General features: G+C 73.7%; 14 protein-coding genes and 1 pseudogene. 7 read left to right on the forward strand and 8 right to left on the reverse strand.

The features are described from left to right. Nucleotides 1-45 precede the first annotated feature (45 nt). The 3 genes from ACGFS9_RS14485 to ACGFS9_RS14495 all read left to right on the forward strand — a co-directional run bounded on the left by ACGFS9_RS14485 (nucleotide 46) and on the right by ACGFS9_RS14495 (nucleotide 4,473). Entirely contained in the window at nucleotides 46-1,554 is a 1,509-nt protein-coding gene (locus ACGFS9_RS14485) for a SulP family inorganic anion transporter (protein WP_393253249.1), read from the forward strand. 382 nt (nucleotides 1,555-1,936) lie between these two features. Next, nucleotides 1,937-3,178 (forward strand): cation:proton antiporter, encoded by a 1,242-nt coding sequence (locus tag ACGFS9_RS14490; protein WP_393253251.1) that lies wholly within the window; start codon nucleotides 1,937-1,939, stop codon nucleotides 3,176-3,178. Then, complete coding sequence (locus ACGFS9_RS14495; RefSeq protein ID WP_393253253.1) at nucleotides 3,175-4,473, forward strand: SLC13 family permease; 1,299 nt, start codon at nucleotides 3,175-3,177, stop codon at nucleotides 4,471-4,473. The genes ACGFS9_RS14490 and ACGFS9_RS14495 overlap by 4 nt, the downstream gene beginning before the upstream one ends. 34 nt (nucleotides 4,474-4,507) lie before the next feature. Here ACGFS9_RS14495 and ACGFS9_RS14500 read toward each other — a convergent pair whose 3' ends face one another. The 3 genes from ACGFS9_RS14500 to ACGFS9_RS14510 all read right to left on the reverse strand — a co-directional run bounded on the left by ACGFS9_RS14500 (nucleotide 4,508) and on the right by ACGFS9_RS14510 (nucleotide 6,379). Beyond that, complete coding sequence (locus ACGFS9_RS14500) at nucleotides 4,508-4,966, reverse strand: ATP-binding protein (RefSeq protein WP_393253255.1); 459 nt, start codon at nucleotides 4,964-4,966, stop codon at nucleotides 4,508-4,510. A gap of 74 nt (nucleotides 4,967-5,040) precedes the next feature. After that, nucleotides 5,041-5,553 carry a hypothetical protein gene (locus ACGFS9_RS14505; RefSeq protein ID WP_393253257.1) on the reverse strand — a complete coding sequence of 171 codons (513 nt, stop codon included), beginning with the start codon at nucleotides 5,551-5,553 and terminating at the stop codon, nucleotides 5,041-5,043. A gap of 331 nt (nucleotides 5,554-5,884) precedes the next feature. Further along, nucleotides 5,885-6,379, reverse strand: coding sequence for a nitroreductase family deazaflavin-dependent oxidoreductase (locus tag ACGFS9_RS14510; RefSeq protein WP_393253259.1), 495 nt, complete (start codon nucleotides 6,377-6,379; stop codon nucleotides 5,885-5,887). A 164-nt stretch (nucleotides 6,380-6,543) separates the two neighbouring features. Here ACGFS9_RS14510 and ACGFS9_RS14515 point away from each other — a divergent pair. The 3 genes and pseudogenes from ACGFS9_RS14515 (at nucleotide 6,544) to ACGFS9_RS14525 (ending at nucleotide 9,151) form a co-directional block, all read left to right on the forward strand. Next, nucleotides 6,544-7,631: pseudogene (locus ACGFS9_RS14515) on the forward strand (PP2C family protein-serine/threonine phosphatase). 34 nt (nucleotides 7,632-7,665) lie between these two features. After that, entirely contained in the window at nucleotides 7,666-8,202 is a 537-nt protein-coding gene (locus ACGFS9_RS14520) for a MarR family winged helix-turn-helix transcriptional regulator (RefSeq protein WP_393253260.1), read from the forward strand. Nucleotides 8,203-8,407: 205 nt separating this feature from the next. Continuing rightward, complete coding sequence (locus ACGFS9_RS14525; protein ID WP_393253261.1) at nucleotides 8,408-9,151, forward strand: hypothetical protein; 744 nt, start codon at nucleotides 8,408-8,410, stop codon at nucleotides 9,149-9,151. Here ACGFS9_RS14525 and ACGFS9_RS14530 read toward each other — a convergent pair whose 3' ends face one another. Next, nucleotides 9,152-9,910, reverse strand: a complete 759-nt coding sequence (locus tag ACGFS9_RS14530; protein ID WP_393253263.1) for a DUF4142 domain-containing protein — start codon at nucleotides 9,908-9,910, stop codon at nucleotides 9,152-9,154. Nucleotides 9,911-10,704: 794 nt separating this feature from the next. Next, entirely contained in the window at nucleotides 10,705-10,947 is a 243-nt protein-coding gene (locus ACGFS9_RS14535) for a hypothetical protein (RefSeq protein ID WP_393253264.1), read from the reverse strand. Between the two features lie 269 nt (nucleotides 10,948-11,216). Here ACGFS9_RS14535 and ACGFS9_RS14540 point away from each other — a divergent pair, with 269 nt between their 5' ends. Beyond that, nucleotides 11,217-12,896, forward strand: a complete 1,680-nt coding sequence (locus tag ACGFS9_RS14540; RefSeq protein ID WP_393253467.1) for a chloride channel protein — start codon at nucleotides 11,217-11,219, stop codon at nucleotides 12,894-12,896. 40 nt (nucleotides 12,897-12,936) lie between these two features. Here the strand turns inward: ACGFS9_RS14540 and ACGFS9_RS14545 are convergent, their stop codons facing one another. From ACGFS9_RS14545 to ACGFS9_RS14555, 3 genes are all read right to left on the reverse strand, one after another. After that, nucleotides 12,937-13,437, reverse strand: coding sequence for a TspO/MBR family protein (locus tag ACGFS9_RS14545; RefSeq protein ID WP_393253265.1), 501 nt, complete (start codon nucleotides 13,435-13,437; stop codon nucleotides 12,937-12,939). A 442-nt stretch (nucleotides 13,438-13,879) separates the two neighbouring features. Beyond that, nucleotides 13,880-14,719, reverse strand: a complete 840-nt coding sequence (locus tag ACGFS9_RS14550) for an RNA polymerase sigma factor SigF (RefSeq protein ID WP_393253267.1) — start codon at nucleotides 14,717-14,719, stop codon at nucleotides 13,880-13,882. Nucleotides 14,720-14,886: 167 nt separating this feature from the next. After that, a complete protein-coding gene (locus tag ACGFS9_RS14555; RefSeq protein WP_393253269.1) occupies nucleotides 14,887-15,657 on the reverse strand; it encodes a class I SAM-dependent methyltransferase in 771 nt (256 codons plus the stop codon). Nucleotides 15,658-15,663: the final 6 nt, after the last annotated feature.

A 15,663-nucleotide genomic window follows, 5' to 3' on the forward strand; every position in this document is an offset into this window, starting at 1 on the left:
CTCCCGCCGACGCATGGGCGTGCCCGACGACAGGTTCCTGATCCCTTGTCCTCCGCTGCTACCGCTGTCTCCCCCGCCGCCCGGCTGCGCGGCCTGAAGCCGGACTGGCTGTCCGACCCCAAGGTCTGGCGCACCGAGGTCCTCGCGGGCCTGGTGGTCGCCCTCGCGCTGATCCCCGAGGCGATCTCCTTCTCGATCATCGCCGGCGTCGATCCCGCGATCGGCCTGTTCGCCTCCTTCACCATGGCCGTCACGATCTCCGTCGTCGGCGGCCGGCGGGCCATGATCTCCGCCGCGACCGGAGCCGTGGCCCTGGTCATCGCACCGCTGAACCGCGAGCACGGATTCGGCTACCTGGTCGCCGCCGTCATCCTGGCCGGGGTCATCCAGATCGCCCTCGGCGCCCTCGGTGTCGCGAAGCTGATGCGGTTCGTGCCCCGCAGTGTGATGGTCGGCTTCGTCAACGCCCTCGCCATCCTGATCTTCGTCGCCCAGGTCCCCGAGATGCACGACGTCCCGTGGCCGGTCTACCCGCTGATCGCCGGCGGCCTCGCCCTGATGGTGCTCTTCCCGCGTGTCACCAAGGTGGTCCCGGCCCCGCTCGTGTCGATCGTCGTCCTCACCGTCATCACCGTGGCCGCGGCCATCGCGGTCCCGACCGTCGGCGACAAGGGCGAACTGCCGTCCTCGCTTCCCGTGCCGGGCCTGCCGGACGTGCCGTTCACGATCGACACCCTGACCACCGTCGCGCCCTACGCGCTGGCCATGGCGCTGGTCGGCCTGATGGAGTCGCTGATGACGGCCAAGCTGGTCGACGAGATCACCGACACGCGCTCCTCCAAGACCCGCGAGTCCGTCGGCCAGGGCATCGCCAACATCGTCACCGGCCTCTTCGGCGGCATGGGCGGCTGCGCCATGATCGGCCAGACCATGATCAACGTTCGGGTGTCCGGGGCCCGCACCCGGCTGTCCACGTTCCTCGCCGGCTCGTTCCTGATGGTGCTGTGCATCGTCTTCGGCCCGGTCGTCTCCGACATCCCGATGGCCGCGCTGGTCGCCGTCATGGTGATGGTGTCCTTCGCCACCTTCGACTGGCACTCCATCGCGCCGAGGACGCTCCGGCGGATGCCGGCCGGCGAGATCGCCGTCATGCTCGTCACGGTCGTCGTCGTGGTCGCCACCAGCAACCTCGCGATCGGCGTCGTCGTCGGCTCCGTCACGGCCATGGTCGTCTTCGCGCGGCGGGTGGCCCGGCTCGCCGACGTGACGGCGGTCTGCGACCCCGACGGCACGACGGTCGTCTACTCCGTGAGCGGGGAGCTCTTCTTCGCCTCGTCCAACGAACTGGTCGGCCGGTTCGACTACGCGGGCGATCCGGACCGGGTCGTCATCGACCTGAGCGCCGCCCACGTCTGGGACGCCTCCTCCGTCGCCGCCCTCGACGCCGTCGAGACGAAGTACCGGCAGCGCGGGAAGAGCGTCGAGATCACCGGCCTGAACGATCCGAGCGCCGATCTGCACCGGAAGCTCAGCGGCGAGTTCGCCGGCCACTGAGGCCACCGAGGCCGCCGGGACGCGCCTGCGGGACCGAGGCGGTGTGTCCCCGGTCCGCCGGGCCGGCGGACCGGGCGCCCGGTCCGGGGACGGGGGGCGGGTGCGGAGCCGGAACAGCGGGCCCGGCCGCACGCCGGCGCCCGGTGGCCCGCGCCGCCGCCCCGCGACACTCCCACCAGCCGCCCGGCGCGGCGGCCGGGAGGGCGGTACGGTCCGGCAGGCGCCTCACCCGTTGCCGGGAACCGGCAATCCCCGCCCGCTCGGGGTGCCCGCCGGCAGCCTGTCGAAGACGCGTCACGACCCGGTAGGGTTCCCAGCGGTGTGCCGGGAAGCCTGGTCGGCGAGCAGGGGATGACTCTCTCTTCCGATCGAGGTGTTCGGCATGGTCCTGGTGATGGTGTTCGGCGTGGCACTGCTGGTGGCGGTGTCGCTGTCGGGCCTGGCGGCACGGACGGTGCTGTCCACCTCCTTCCTCTTCCTCGTCGGCGGCGCGCTGGTGAGCGACGGTTTCCTCGGCCTCATCCACATCACACCGGGCAGCGAGATCGTCTCCGTGACGGCGGATCTCGCCCTCTTCGCGGTGCTGTTCACCGACGGCATGCACGTCTCCCTGCCCACCCTGCGCGCCAACTGGCGCAACCCGGTGCGCGCCCTCGGGCTCGGCATGCCGCTCGCCTTCGCCTTCATGGCCCTGGTCACCCACTACCTGGTGGGCCTGGACTGGACAACGTCCTTCCTGGTGGGCGCCGTGCTCGCGCCGACCGACCCGGTGTTCGCCTCGGCGATCGTCGGACGCCGGGAGGTGCCCGCCAAACTCCGGCAACTGCTGAACGTGGAGAGCGGGGTCAACGACGGCCTCGCCCTGCCCGTCGTCCTGATCCTGATCGCGGCGGCCGGGCCGACGGCCGGCACGATCGAGGCGTCGCCGGGCAGGATCGGTCTGGAGCTGCTCCTCGGCCTGGTCTTCGGCATCGTGCTCCCGCTGCTGGTCAACGGCCTGGTACGGCTCCCGCTGCTCGGCGCCGAGCCGAAGCTCCAGCCCCTGCTGCCGCTGGCGACCGGGATCATCCTGTACGCGACCTGCCACCTCACCCACGCCAACCCCTACCTGGCGGCGTTCTCCGCGGGTGCCGTGCTCGCGCACGTCTCCCCGGAGGCCGGTTCGTCCTTCGAGCCGCTCGGCGAGGCGCTCGCGGAGCTGGCGAAGTTCGCCGCCCTGCTGGTCTTCGGGGCGCTGCTGACCCCGGGGCTGTTCGGCGACCTGTCGTGGGGCGGGTACGTCGCGGTGATCCTGGCCATCGTGCTGATCCGCCCGGCGTCGCTGCTGATCTCGCTGGTCGGCACGACCATCCCCCGCAAGGAGCGGCTGGTGGCGGCGTGGTTCGGCCCGAAGGGCTTCGCGTCCGTGGTCTACGGGCTGCTGGTGCTGCAGTCGGGCATCCCGCACGCCGAGCAGGCGTTCACCCTGATCGCGGTGTGCATCGCGTTCTCGATCATCGCGCACAGCTCGACCGACGTACCGATCGCCAGGGCCTTCGACGTCGACGAGCTGGTGGGCATCCCGGACGGCGACGAGGCCGGCGGCACGACCCTGACACCCACCGGAGGAACTGGAGCACCGTGAACGACTGGCACAGCTGGGCGGCGATCGTCGTATTCGTCGGCGCGTACGCCCTGATCATCAGCGAGAAGATCCACCGCGTCGCCGTGGCCCTGGGCGGCGCGGGCCTGATGCTGGCGATCGGGGCGACCGACGACGTCTCGGCGTTCTACTCCGAGGACTCCGGGGTCGACTGGAACGTCATCTTCCTGCTCATGGGCATGATGATGATCGTCGGCGTTCTCAAGAAGACCGGCATGTTCGAGTACCTGGCCATCTGGTCGGTGAAACGGGCCAGAGCCCGCCCCTTCCGGGTGATGACCATGCTCATCGTCATCACGGCCGTGGCCTCCGCGCTGCTCGACAACGTCACCACGGTGCTGCTGATCGCCCCGGTGACGCTGCTGGTCTGCGAGCGCCTGGCGCTCCCCGCCGCCCCGTTCCTGATCGCCGAGGTCTTCGCCTCCAACGTCGGCGGGACCGCGACCCTCGTCGGTGACCCGCCCAACATCATCATCGCCAGCCGGGCGGGCCTGACCTTCAACGACTTCCTGGTCCACCTCGCCCCGCTGGCCGCGGTGCTCGTGGTCGTCCTGATCGCGTTGTGCCGGGTGATGTTCCGCAGCGCCTTCGTCTACGACGAGGAGCGGGCCGCCGAGGTGATGGCGCTGGAGGAGCGGGAGGCCATCAGGGACCCCCGGCTGCTGGTCCAGGGCCTGATCGTGCTGGCCCTGGTCGTGGCCGGTTTCGTGCTGCACCCGGTGCTGCACTACGAGCCCAGCATCGTCGCGCTGCTCGGCGCGGGCCTGCTCATCGCGATCTCGACGGCCCAGACGGGCGAGGTCCTCTCCGAGGTCGAGTGGCCCACGCTCGCGTTCTTCGCGGGCCTGTTCATCATGATCGGCGGCCTCATCGACACCGGGGTCATCGACGAGGTCTCCCGCGCGCTGGCGGACGTCATCGGCACCAACGAGCTGGGCGGTTCCCTGACGCTGCTCGGCGCCTCGGCGGTCCTGTCCGGAGTCGTCGACAACATCCCCTACGTGGCCACCATGGCGCCGATCACCAGCGACCTCGTCCACACCATGGGCGGCGGCAGCGACCACGTGATGTGGTGGGCGCTGGCCCTCGGCGCCGACCTGGGCGGCAACGCCACGGCCATCGGCGCCTCGGCGAACGTGGTCGTCCTCGGCATCGCGGAGCGCAACCGCCAGCCCATCACCTTCTGGCAGTTCACCAAGTACGGCCTCGTCGTGACGGCCGTGACGGTGGTGATCTCCCTCGGATACGTGTGGCTGCGCTACTTCGCCCTGGCCTGATACGGGCGCCGCGGCGCGGCCGGCCGCGCCGCGGTCACGGGCCGGCCGCGTGGAGGGCGATGTCGGCGACGACCCGCTTGCCGAGGGGGGTCCGCTCGACGGTGACGGTGCGGGCCAGCGCGGCGACGATCTCCAGGCCGTGCTGGCCCACCCGCCCGGGGTCGGGAGCCCTGACCGTGGGCGGGAGGGGATTGCTGTCCCAGAGTTCGACCCGCAGCACGTCGAGGGTGATCCGCAGCCGCAGCAGGGCCGGACCCGGCGCGTACTTGCGGGCGTTGGTGACCAGTTCGCTGACGATCAGCTGGGCGTTCTCCACCGTGACGGCCGACAGTGCGATCCCGTGGTCCTCGCCGGCCCGGGTCAGGAAGCCCACGGCCAGTCGGCGTGCCTGCGCGGTGCGGGACTCGCCGTCCAGCGCCAGCGACGTCTCCAGGACGAGGGACGCCTCGCCGTCCCCGCCGGCCGAGGCCGCGCGGTCGTTCGCCTCGTTCACCGGTGGACGCATCCCTCCGCGCGGTCCCGCGCGTCCGCCGTGCCCCGCGTGCGCACCCCGTCGCCCCCGGTTCCTCAGCCCAGCCGCGCGACGGGCGCGGCCGTGGCCGCGGACGCCGGGGCGGACGGCAGGGCGGTGGCCGTGGGCAGCGCCTCGGGCGCGTCCTCGGACTGCTGGGTGCCGGTGTCCCCGGCACGGCCGGCGGGGCCGCCGGAGGCGACCGGCCAGGTCGTGACGGCGCCGACGAGCACGATCGTCGCGGCGGCGGTCCCCAGGGCCCGCCCGACACGGCGCCGTCGCGCCACGCCGTCCAGGTCCCGCCAGGCCCGGCGCGGGCGCGGCTCGGCGGGGTACCACAGGTCGCCGACGGACACCGGGGACGGCGGCACCGGGGCGGCGTCGCCCGCGGCGCGGGCGGGACGCGGGGCCGGCGCCGTGCGCTCGGCCGCGGAGGGTTCCCGCGGCGCGGTGGCCCGGATGGCGCCCTCGTGGTCGTGGAGGAACCGCTGCCAGAGTTCGTCGAGGGCGGAGGCGGCGGCTGCCTCCTCGTCCGGCCGTCCGTCCTCGCCGGGCGCGCGATCTGCCACTGCGCTCACTTTCCCTGTCCCGTCGTTCTTGTTCCGGCCCGGTGTGCCGGCCCCCGTCGCCGCACAATCCCGCGGCCCGGCACGGCCGGGCCCGCGTCGCGTGCGGGAGGCCGGCAGTCCGCTGGTGGGGGCCTGCCGACGACCGGCGCTTGTGCTCGTGCCGGACACTGTGCCGTCGTCACTCCTGGGCGCCGAGCGGCTGCCGGTCGCCGGATCGGCCCCCACTACAGATCATTGCACAATGCAAAATGAGATCGCCAGGGCTTGGGGCCCCTTTGCGTCCCCGGAGCGCGGCGACGGTGACGTTCGGTGCCGCCGGGGCCCCGCCCGGTCACGGGCGGGGCGGGCCGGCGTCGTCGAGCCGGACGAACGGGACGGCCCGGCCCGCCGCCAGCAGCGAGGCCCGGTCGCCGTCCGCCGGCAGGCGCAGGAACGCGCAGATCCGGCGGGCGGCCCGCGGATGGCGCCGCCCGTAGTCGGCCATGACGAGCGCGCCTTCCTCCGGTTCGAGGAAGCGGGCGGTCACGGCGTGGTGGCGGTTGCCGAACTGGATGACCGTCTTCGGCTCGGCGAGCAGGTTGCGGTACCAGTCCGATCGCGGTCCGAAGCCCGAGGCCACGATCCAGTGGACGGGATGGCGCCCGCGGGCGACGACCTCCAGTGCCACCCGGCGGTCGAGCCCGGTGACCCGCCCCCGGTGGTGCAGTACCAGCAGCCGCCGCCCGAACAGCGGCCCGAGTCCCACGCGGAAGAGGAACACGGGCAGCCGTGCGAGCCGGCGGCGCCATCCGGTGGGCGGCGGCGGTCGCCCGGGGACCTGCGGCATCGTCGCCCCTCCCGAAGGGAATGTCTGATCCCGGCCTCGATTGGGTAAAGGGTCGGGCCGAGAGTCGCTTCGCCGGATAAACCTTTGCATAGTCTAAACGAGGGGGCTTCTGCCGCAACCGTGGAGGGCGGCTCTCGATCGTCGCGACACCGATGGAGACCGTCATGACCGAGAGCACGCCGACACCCAGCTTCACGGGGCTGTCGTGGATGCCGATCGCGGCGATGGCCGTGGTCGCGGCAGCCGACATCGTCGCGGGCCCCGGCGTGGGCTTCCTGCCGCTGGTGTCGCTCGGACCGGCCTTCGCCGGACTCGTCGGCAGCTGGCGGCGGACGGCGCTGATCGGCGCCGTCGCCCTCGTCCTGTGCGTGACGCTCGGCCTGTACGACGGGCTGTTCGAGGAGAGGCGCGGCTTCACCGCGATGATCTCGGTGGCCGGCGTCACCTGCGCGGGCATCGCGGCCGCCGTGATGCGCGGGCGCCGCGAGGCCGAACTGGCCAGCGTGCGGTCGATCGCGGAGGTGGCGCAGCGGGTGCTGCTGCGCCCGGTGCCGCAGACGGCCGGACCCCTCCAGACGGCGGTGTCCTACACCTCCGCGGTGGCCGAGGCGCGCATCGGCGGGGATCTGTACGAGGTGGTCGCGTCCCCCAGGGCGTGCGGGTGATCGTCGGCGACGTGCAGGGCAAGGGGCTCGCCGCCGTGGAGACGGCGGCGGTCGTGCTCGGCGCGTTCCGCGAGGCGGCGCACGACGAGGCGAGCCTGGTCGGTCTCGGCGAGCGGCTGGAGCGCAGTGTCGCGCGCGAGCTGGAGGGCGAGAAGTTCGTCACCGCCGTGCTCGCCGAGATCGGCTCGGACCGGCAGGCCGTCCTCCTCAACTACGGGCATCCCGCCCCCATGCTCGTCCGGCAGGACGGGAGCGTGGACTTCCCGCAGCCTCCCTCCTACGCCCTTCCGCTGGGGCTGGGGGCGCACGGGGGCGAGGGGCCGCTGCCGCACCGGGTGCCCTTCGCTCCCGGGGAGCAGCTGCTGCTGTTCACCGACGGGGTCACCGAGGCGCGCGACGCGGACGACGTCTTCTATCCGCTCGGCGACCGGGCGCACCTGCTCAAGGACCCGGACGCGCGGAGCGCCCTGGGCGCCCTGCGCGAGGACCTGGTGCGGCACACCCAGGGGCCGCCGCACGACGACGCCGCGATGCTCCTGCTGAGGTACCACGACCACGGCGAAGGTAAATCTGTCCCCATCGAGTGAGGGGTTGGCGGGTCCGGCACGGTAGAAAGGACCTATGCCGGAGCACGAGACCCCAGCCGGGACGATGGACGACGTAGATGCCGTGACGAGGGCGGTCCTGACCGCCTCGCGCCTGCTGGTGGCGGTGTCCGCCCGCTCCCTGGCCGAGGTCGAGGACCGCGTCACCCTGCCGCAGTTCCGCATGCTGGTGGTGCTGTCCACCCGCGGCGCCACCAAGCTGGTGGCGCTGGCCGAACTGCTCCAGGTCGCGCCCTCCACCGCCATGCGGATGGTGGACCGGCTCATCGCCGCGGGGCTGGCCGACCGCCAGACCAACCCCGAGAACCGGCGCGAGACCCTGCTGCGGCTCACGGACGAGGGCCGGCGGACCGTCGGCGACGTCACCGCCCGGCGCCGGGTCGAGATCGCGGCCATCGTCGAGCGGCTGGCCCCGCAGCAGCGGGCCGCCCTGGTCGGTGCGCTCGGCGCCTTCAACGAGGCGGGCGGCGAGCCTCCGGCGCCCGCCGCGGACACCCCGGAGCCGCATCCGCTCGGCTGGGCGACCGAGCCCCAGGTCTCGCAGGGCTCCTGAACCTCCCCGCCGCCGGGACGGCCGGACGGCACCGCCGCGGCACCGTTTTGCATAATGCAACAGAACGACTTCGGGCGATCCCGGCTGCCGGAGTCCGGCAGCGCCGCCGGGCGACCCGGCGGCGCCGGTGCGGGGCGAAGCCCCGGCCCGGCGGCCTGATCGGCCCCTTCACGAACGACGACGAGCAGCACAGGGGGGACCGGGCATGCGCCGACCGCGCCGCCGCGCCGTGTCCCGGGCGTCGGAGCCGACCCTGATGGCCCACGTGCGGTCCGTGGTGTGGGGTCCGGCGGAGTTCGTCGGGCTGCCGCCCTGGTGGCTGGTCGGCGAGGGCCTGCTCGCCGGGCTCCTCGGCGTCGCGGCGATCATCGGCGCGGGAGCCGTCGGCGCCTGGTCCGGGCTGCCCCCGCTGGCCGACGGCGAGGGGGGCCTGGTGGCCGCCGGGGCGCTCGCGCTGTACCTGGCCCTCGTGCGCGCGGGGCGGGCCCTGATCGGGATCGTCGCCCTGCTCGGCATGTGCCTGGCGCTGCACGCCCCGCAGGCCGCGGCGGGCGTGGTGCTCGCCGACCGGGGGCGCCTGCGGTCCGTCGTGGTCACGGACGTCGACCACGGCGCGTACGCCGGCCGGGACCGCCGTCTCTGCTCGGTGGCGGACGAGGACGGTGTGCCGCTCACGGTGCGCATCTGGCGCGGCTGCGACCGCGCCACCCGGCCGGGGGACGCGCTCCCCGTGGTCTACGACCCGAAGGGGCGGGTGCCGCCCCGCGGTGTCGCGGAGGGATCGGTGGCGGAGCCGCTGATCGGCGTCGGTGCGCTGGCGGCGGCCCTGGTCACCGGGTGCGTGGTGGCCGTCGTACGGTCCTACCGCCTCACCCACGTCGTCCCCGCGCCGCCGGGCGGACGCGGCCCGGCGGACCCTCCGCAGGACGGCGGCGCGGAGAGCGGCTGATCAGCCGACCGTCGGGGCCGAGGCGGGGGAGGGGGTGGCCGTCGGGGCCGCCGTGTGGACGTCCAGGTCCGGGCGCGCCTTGAGCACGAGGACCGGGGACCCGGGCTGCGGCGGCGGCGGGGTGACCTGGCCCTGGGGGAGCTTGGGCGGCGTCGTCTGCTGGAAGTTGACCTGGTCGAAGTTGACCAGGCCGGTCTTCTCCAGCACGGTGATGTGGTCGAGCACGGTGTCGTTGGCGAGGTCGGCCAGCTGGCGCACCAGGGTGTTCTCCGTGGTCGCACGGATCTTGGCGATGGCCGGGAAGATCTGCCCGTGGGTCACGCGCATGATGTTGACCGCGGTGGAGTCGAACTCCTTGCCCTTCTTGGAGTCGGCGGTCACCACGAACTGCTGCTGCTGCGGGGTCGCCTGGTTGGGCAGCGTGATGTTCAGCTCGGGGGCGATCTTCCGGCACAACTCGTCCAGCCCCGCGTGCCCGACGACCAGGTGCTCGCCCGCCTCCCGCATCGCCGGCGTGGTGCCCCGCTTCATCGCGATCTCGCCGAGCGGGTACTCCCAGAGCCCGGCCGAACGGACCTTGACCACGAAGTCCCGGTCGGCCTCGGTCAGCGGCCCGAAGGTGGTGTTGGAGATGATCCGCGACGTGTTGGTCGAGGCGTTCTGCACGCCGAGCATCGCCGGGTAGGCGAGAGCGGTGAGCGTCAGGGCGAGCGCGCCGCCCACGAAGGCGGTTCCGAGCCAATTGCGGGAGATGGGCATGCTGCCTCCAGGCGCGAGCTGTTCCTTACGTCAGGAGGTACGGAACAGTACGGCTGTTTCATCATTGCCCTGGGCAAAAATTGCACTCTGCCATGTGGTGTGCATCACGTGGGTGCGCGGCGCGGGCGGCGTGCGCGCTGCCGGGCGCCGACGTTCCCACGGGCCCGGCGAACCGTTCGCGACGGCCCGGCGGCGGCTGGTCCGCCGATCCGCGGCCCGCGTCCGGCCCGGCCGTGCCCGCGCGGACCGGTGGCCGGCGACGGACTGCCCGTGGGTTCCCGGCGGGCGGGTGCGGCGATCCTCCGGCACCCGGCCCGCGCCGGGCCGGTGCTCGGGTGCCTGTGCGGGCGTCGCCGCCGGGGCGGCGGGCCGTCGCCCCGGACGCGCTCCGCCCGGCGCGACCCGCCGGGGTGTCCGCCGCGCGGAAGGTGCGGTCGGCCGGTTCCGGCGGTGTGCTCCGCGGTCCGCTCGCACCGAGCCCTCCGTGTGACGTGCCACGGGTGCGGCGTGTGCGGCGGTCGTGGGGCGTGTTCGGTGTCGGTGGGCGGTTCCGGGGCCGGCGCGACCCGGACGGTCGCGCCGCGGCACCGCGGCGGGGGTGCGGGGCGGGAAGGGGTGTCGGGCTCCGCCGCGGCCGGGCGGCGGGCGGAGCGCGGTCGGGGTACGCCGTCCCGCCGGTCGGTTGCCCGCTCGGCGCCGGGTGTCCCACGGCTTCCCCGGGCCGCCGCGTTCCGGGCACGGACCCGTTCACGTCCTGCCGGACCCCCGGCCCCGGATGCGCGCCGGTGCTCCGCTCACGTCTCGTGGAGGCGGGCGGAGGAGACGCGGCCCGGACGCATGATGCGGATCTTCCGGCTCTCGCACTCCGGGCAGCTCGGGGACATCAGGGGGGACGGGACCCGCCGGCCCTCGACCTCGTAGACGGCGGAGATCCGGGCGTGCTCGTCCACCGTCACGTCGATGTCGTAGTCGCCCTCCCAGCCGTTACCGCAGTCCAGGCAGGCGAAGGAGTACGCGCGACGAACGTGTGAGTGCATGGTCCACCTCTCTCGGTCGGGCTCTGTTCACGACATCTCCACTACCCATATTTGCACAGTGCAAAATGGCTTGTCGGTCCCACGTCTCGGACGCGGGCGCCGGCCGGGGCCGGACCCTGTCATACTTTGCACAATGCAAAAGTAAGGAAGGGGAAGAGATGGGGACCACCCAGGTGATCCGGCACAGCGAACGGACCGGCCGCCCTGCCGAGGGGGCCGGAGGGCTCCCGGGACGGCCCACCGGGCTGCGTACCGCTCCCTGGGGGCTGATGGCGCTGGCGGTCGCGGTCGGCGCCGGAGCCGGACTGGGCTCGATCGTCTTCCGCTGGTGCATCGAGACCTTCACGCACCTCTTCTCCGGTCACGCCGACTACGCGGCGTCGCCGGGTGCCTCCCATCCGCACCTGCCCTGGCTCGGCCCCTTCTTCGTGCTCCTGGCCCCGGTCGTCGGCGGCCTGCTCTACGGCCCGCTCGTCAACCGGTTCGCGAAGGAGGCCCGCGGCCACGGTGTGCCCGAGGTGATGCTGGCCGTCGCGCAGCGCGGCGGACGCATCAGCCCCAAGGTCGCGGTCGTCAAGACGCTCGCCTCCGCCCTGACCATCGGCTCGGGCGGCTCGGTGGGACGCGAGGGCCCGATCGTCCAGATCGGCTCCGCGCTCGGCTCCACCCTCGGCCGGATGACCAGGCTCACCGAGGCCCGGCTGAAGCTCCTCGTGGCCTGCGGCGCGGCCGGCGGCATCGCCGCCACGTTCAACGCCCCGCTCGCCGGTGTCTTCTTCGCCATGGAACTCATCCTCGGCACCTTCAGCGCCGAGGCGTTCGGCGCGACCGTCCTCGCCAGCGTGACCGCGTCCGTCATCGGGCGGGCCGCCTTCGGCGACGTGGCCTTCCTGCACCTGCCCGCCTTCCACGTCGACCACGTCTCCCAGTACGGCCTGTTCGCGCTGCTCGGCGTCGTCGCGGCGCTCGTCGGCGTGGGCTTCTCCCGCGTCCTGTACCTGATCGAGGACGCGTGCGACTGGCTCTGGCGCGGACCGGAGTGGCTGCGTCCCGCCGTGGGCGGCCTCGCCCTCGGACTCGTCCTGCTCGCCCTGCCCGAGATGTACGGGGTCGGCTACCCGGTGCTCCAGCACGCCACGGAGGGCGGCTACGCGGTCGGATTCCTGCTGCTCCTGCTGGTCGGCAAGGTGATCGCGACCAGCCTCACCATCGGCATCGGCGGCTCGGGCGGCGTGTTCGCGCCCAGCCTGTTCATCGGCGCCATGCTGGGCTCCGCGTACGGCGCCGCCGCGCACGCGGTGTTCCCGCACACGGCGGGCGCCGTCGGAGCGTACGCACTGGTCGGCATGGGTGCCGTGTTCGCGGGGTCCTCCCGCGCGCCGATCACCGCCGTGGTGATCCTCTTCGAGCTGACCGGCGAGTACTCGATCATCCTGCCGCTGATGCTCGCGATCGTGCTGGCCACCGTCACCAGCCGGCTGCTCTCCCGCGACACGATCTACACGCTCAAGCTGCGCCGGCGGGGCGTCGACCTGGAGGGAGCGGCCCAGGGAGCCCCCATCGGCACCCAGCGCGTCGGCTCGGTCATGGAGCCGCTCCCCGCACCGCTGCCCGCCACCACGGCACTCCTCGACGCCGCCGAGACGCTGAGCCTCTCCGGCCACGGCGCCCTCCCCGTCGTCGACGCCGCCGGGCGGTACCTGGGCACGGTCACCGCGCAGTCGGTCGGCGAGGCACTCGCGGAGGAACCCGACGCGGCGCCCACTCGCGTGGGCGAGCTGGCCGAGCCGCCCGCCGCCGTCCTGAGCGACGAGCCGCTCGCCCAGGCCCTGCACGGGCTGCTCTCGGCGGGCGGGACCGGGGTCCCGGTGCTCGACGCCGAGGACGGCACACCGGTCGGCTGGCTCAGCCACCAGAGCGCGCTGCGCGCCGTGCACGCCGTCGCCTGACGGACCGGACCGGACCGGCCCGTGAAGGGCCGGGCCGGGATCAGCCCCGATTGCGGCGGACGATGGCGGCGTTCAGGACGGTGGCGAACCCGCACCACCCCGCGTAGGGGAGCAGGGCGCGGGCCGCCACCCGGTCGACGGCGGCGGTCCGGCGGATGAGCTGGATGGTGCCGGCGTCGATGAGCAGGGTGCCGACGAGCCCGGCCCGGGGGCTGCGGCGGCCGAAGAACAGCCAGTTCCACGACGCGTTCAGGACCAGGTTCGCCCCGAGCGAGAACGCCAGCGCGGAGCGGGACCCCTCCGCGGCGCGGCTCAGCGCCCGCCCGCCGGCCCACGCCAGGGAGGCGTACAGCGGCGTCCACACGGCGCCGAACGCCCACGAGGGCGGCTGGAAGGCCGGTTTGTCGAGGCGCCGGTACCAGGTGCTGTCCGGATCCACCGCCGCCGCTCCGGCCAGCGCGGCGGCGGCCACGGCCGTCGCGGTGACCGCGTAGGGCAGCGCGGAGCCGGGCCGGGTGCGTCCCTCGCTCAGGAGTCTCATGGCAGGTCGGGTCCCCTTTCCGAGGCGTCCCACACCGGGGACGGACCGGTGGTGCGGCGGACCGGCCGCGGGGGCGAGAGCCCGCCCGTCCCGCCTCCGCGGTCCGGGGCGCGGTCGGCGCAGCCGCCGCCTCTGCCCGTGTTCCCGGGCCGGGCGGCGAACGGATGCACCCGCCCGGGCGGCCGGTACCGCGACGGGCTGCGTTCACCCCGTCGCGATGCCCGGCAGACCCGCTCACCGCACCGGCCGGCCAGGCCGGCGGGTCGGCCCGCGGCACCGCGCGGCGTGGTCGCGCGATCGGGGGCCGGATCGCGGGGGCGGACACGGGCGGCGGGCATCCGGGGCCGGGGCGCGGCGCCGGAAACCCCCGGCGCCGCGCCGGGTGCGGGGCCGCCGGCGCCCGGGCCCGGCGTCGCGGTCGGCCCCGGGCTCCGGGGGAGCGTCAGCCGGCCGCGAGCATGCCGGCGCGCAGCTTGGCCAGGGTGCGGTTGAGCAGCCGCGAGACGTGCATCTGGGAGACGCCGAGCTGCTCGCCGATCTGCGCCTGGGTCAGCTCGTCGACGAACCGCAGGTGGATGATGCGGCGTTCCCGCTCGTCGAGCCCGGCGATCATCGGGGCGAGGGCGTTGAAGTCCTCCACCAGTTCCAGGGCGTGATCGTCCGCGCCGATGAAGTCGGCGAGCGCGGCCTCTCCGTCACTGGCGGCGTTGATGGTGGCGTCGAGGGAGGACGAGGTGTAGCCGTTGGAGGCGAGCCGCGCCTCGATGACCTCCTCCTCGCTCAGGCACATCAGCGCGGACAGTTCCTTCACCGTGGGCGTCCGGCCGAGCCGGCTGCGCAGTTCCTCGGTGGCCTTGGCGAGCTGGACGCGCGCTTCCTGGAGACGGCGCGGGACGTGCACGGCCCAGCTGGTGTCGCGGAAGAAGCGCTTGATCTCGCCGACGATGTACGGCACGGCGAAGGAGGTGAACTCGACCTCGCGGCTCAGCTCGAACCGGTCGATCGCCTTGATCAGGCCGATGGTGCCGACCTGGACGATGTCCTCCATCTCGCCCTGGCTGCGGCTGCGGAAGCGCGCCGCCGCGTACCGGACCAGGGTGATGTTCATCTCGATGAGGGTGTTGCGCGCGTACTGGTACTCGGGCGTGCCCTCCTCCAGAACGGCGAGCTGGTCGAAGAACAGCCGCGACAGCTCGCGGGCGTCCTTCGGCGCGACCTGCGCGGGGTCGGCTATGGCCGGCAAGGCCACCGTCGGTGCTGCCGCCGTCTCGAGCGCGGTCATCTCAGAGCCCCTCCCTGTGGATCTGTCCCCGCCGCACGGCGCGGCGGGGATCGGGCGGCGCACGTGTACCCCCTTCCCGCGACGGCACGCACGGCGGTGTGGAGAGTCCCGCCTCCTTCGCCCCGCACCGCTCCGACGTCCGCGGGAGCCGTCGGCGGCGCCTCCCCTCAGTCGGAGGCGGAGACGCCGGAGACGTCCGATCCGTCGGAGAGGTCCGAGACGGCGGAGAGGAGGACCATCCCGGAGTCGCCGTAGTCGGGCAGGGTCGGATCGGCGTCGATCCGGCTCACGCTCAAGTGCCGCGTGAGGGGCTCGAACACCGACGCGACGATGTCGGTGTCCACCGGGCACCCGGGCCAGGACACGCCGGACCCGATGCGGTAGGTCGGCATGTTCTCCATGAAGGCCGCGACCAGGCGCCCGCCCGGCACGACCGAGCGGACGAACAGCCGGCAGAACGCCCTGAACTCGGCGAAGTCCTCCGTGACGCCCTCGGCGACGAAGTGCATGGAGGCCAGCCCGTACCGCCCCGGGACGAGCGCCCGGACGTCGCCGTGGACCACGTGGACCTTCGACAGCGCGCCGGGGAGCGTCGCGGGGACGGCGGGGTTCAGCCGCCGGCACAGGGCGTGGAAGGGCAGCCAGCTCGCGTCCGGCCCGTCCGCCACCTGGCCGCGCAGGTAGGCGACGTTCGCGGCGCCGGCCTCGACCGCGTCGACGCGGCGGCTCGCTCCGGTCGCGAGGATCAGCGGATAGAGGTTGGGACCGGCCCCGATCTCGACGGAGCGCCCGATGCCGCCGGGCGGGATCTCCCGGTAGAACGCCGAGTGGTGGGCGATGACCGCCGCGTCGCACGGGTGCAGCGTCCGGTAGTTCTCGGCGAGGTAGTCCTCCAGTGGCCAGCCGTCCCAGTCCACGTCGTCGTTGAGCGTCGTCACCTCGGG

This window comes from Streptomyces sp. NPDC048566 (assembly GCF_043199735.1).
Lineage (GTDB): Bacteria > Actinomycetota > Actinomycetes > Streptomycetales > Streptomycetaceae > Streptomyces.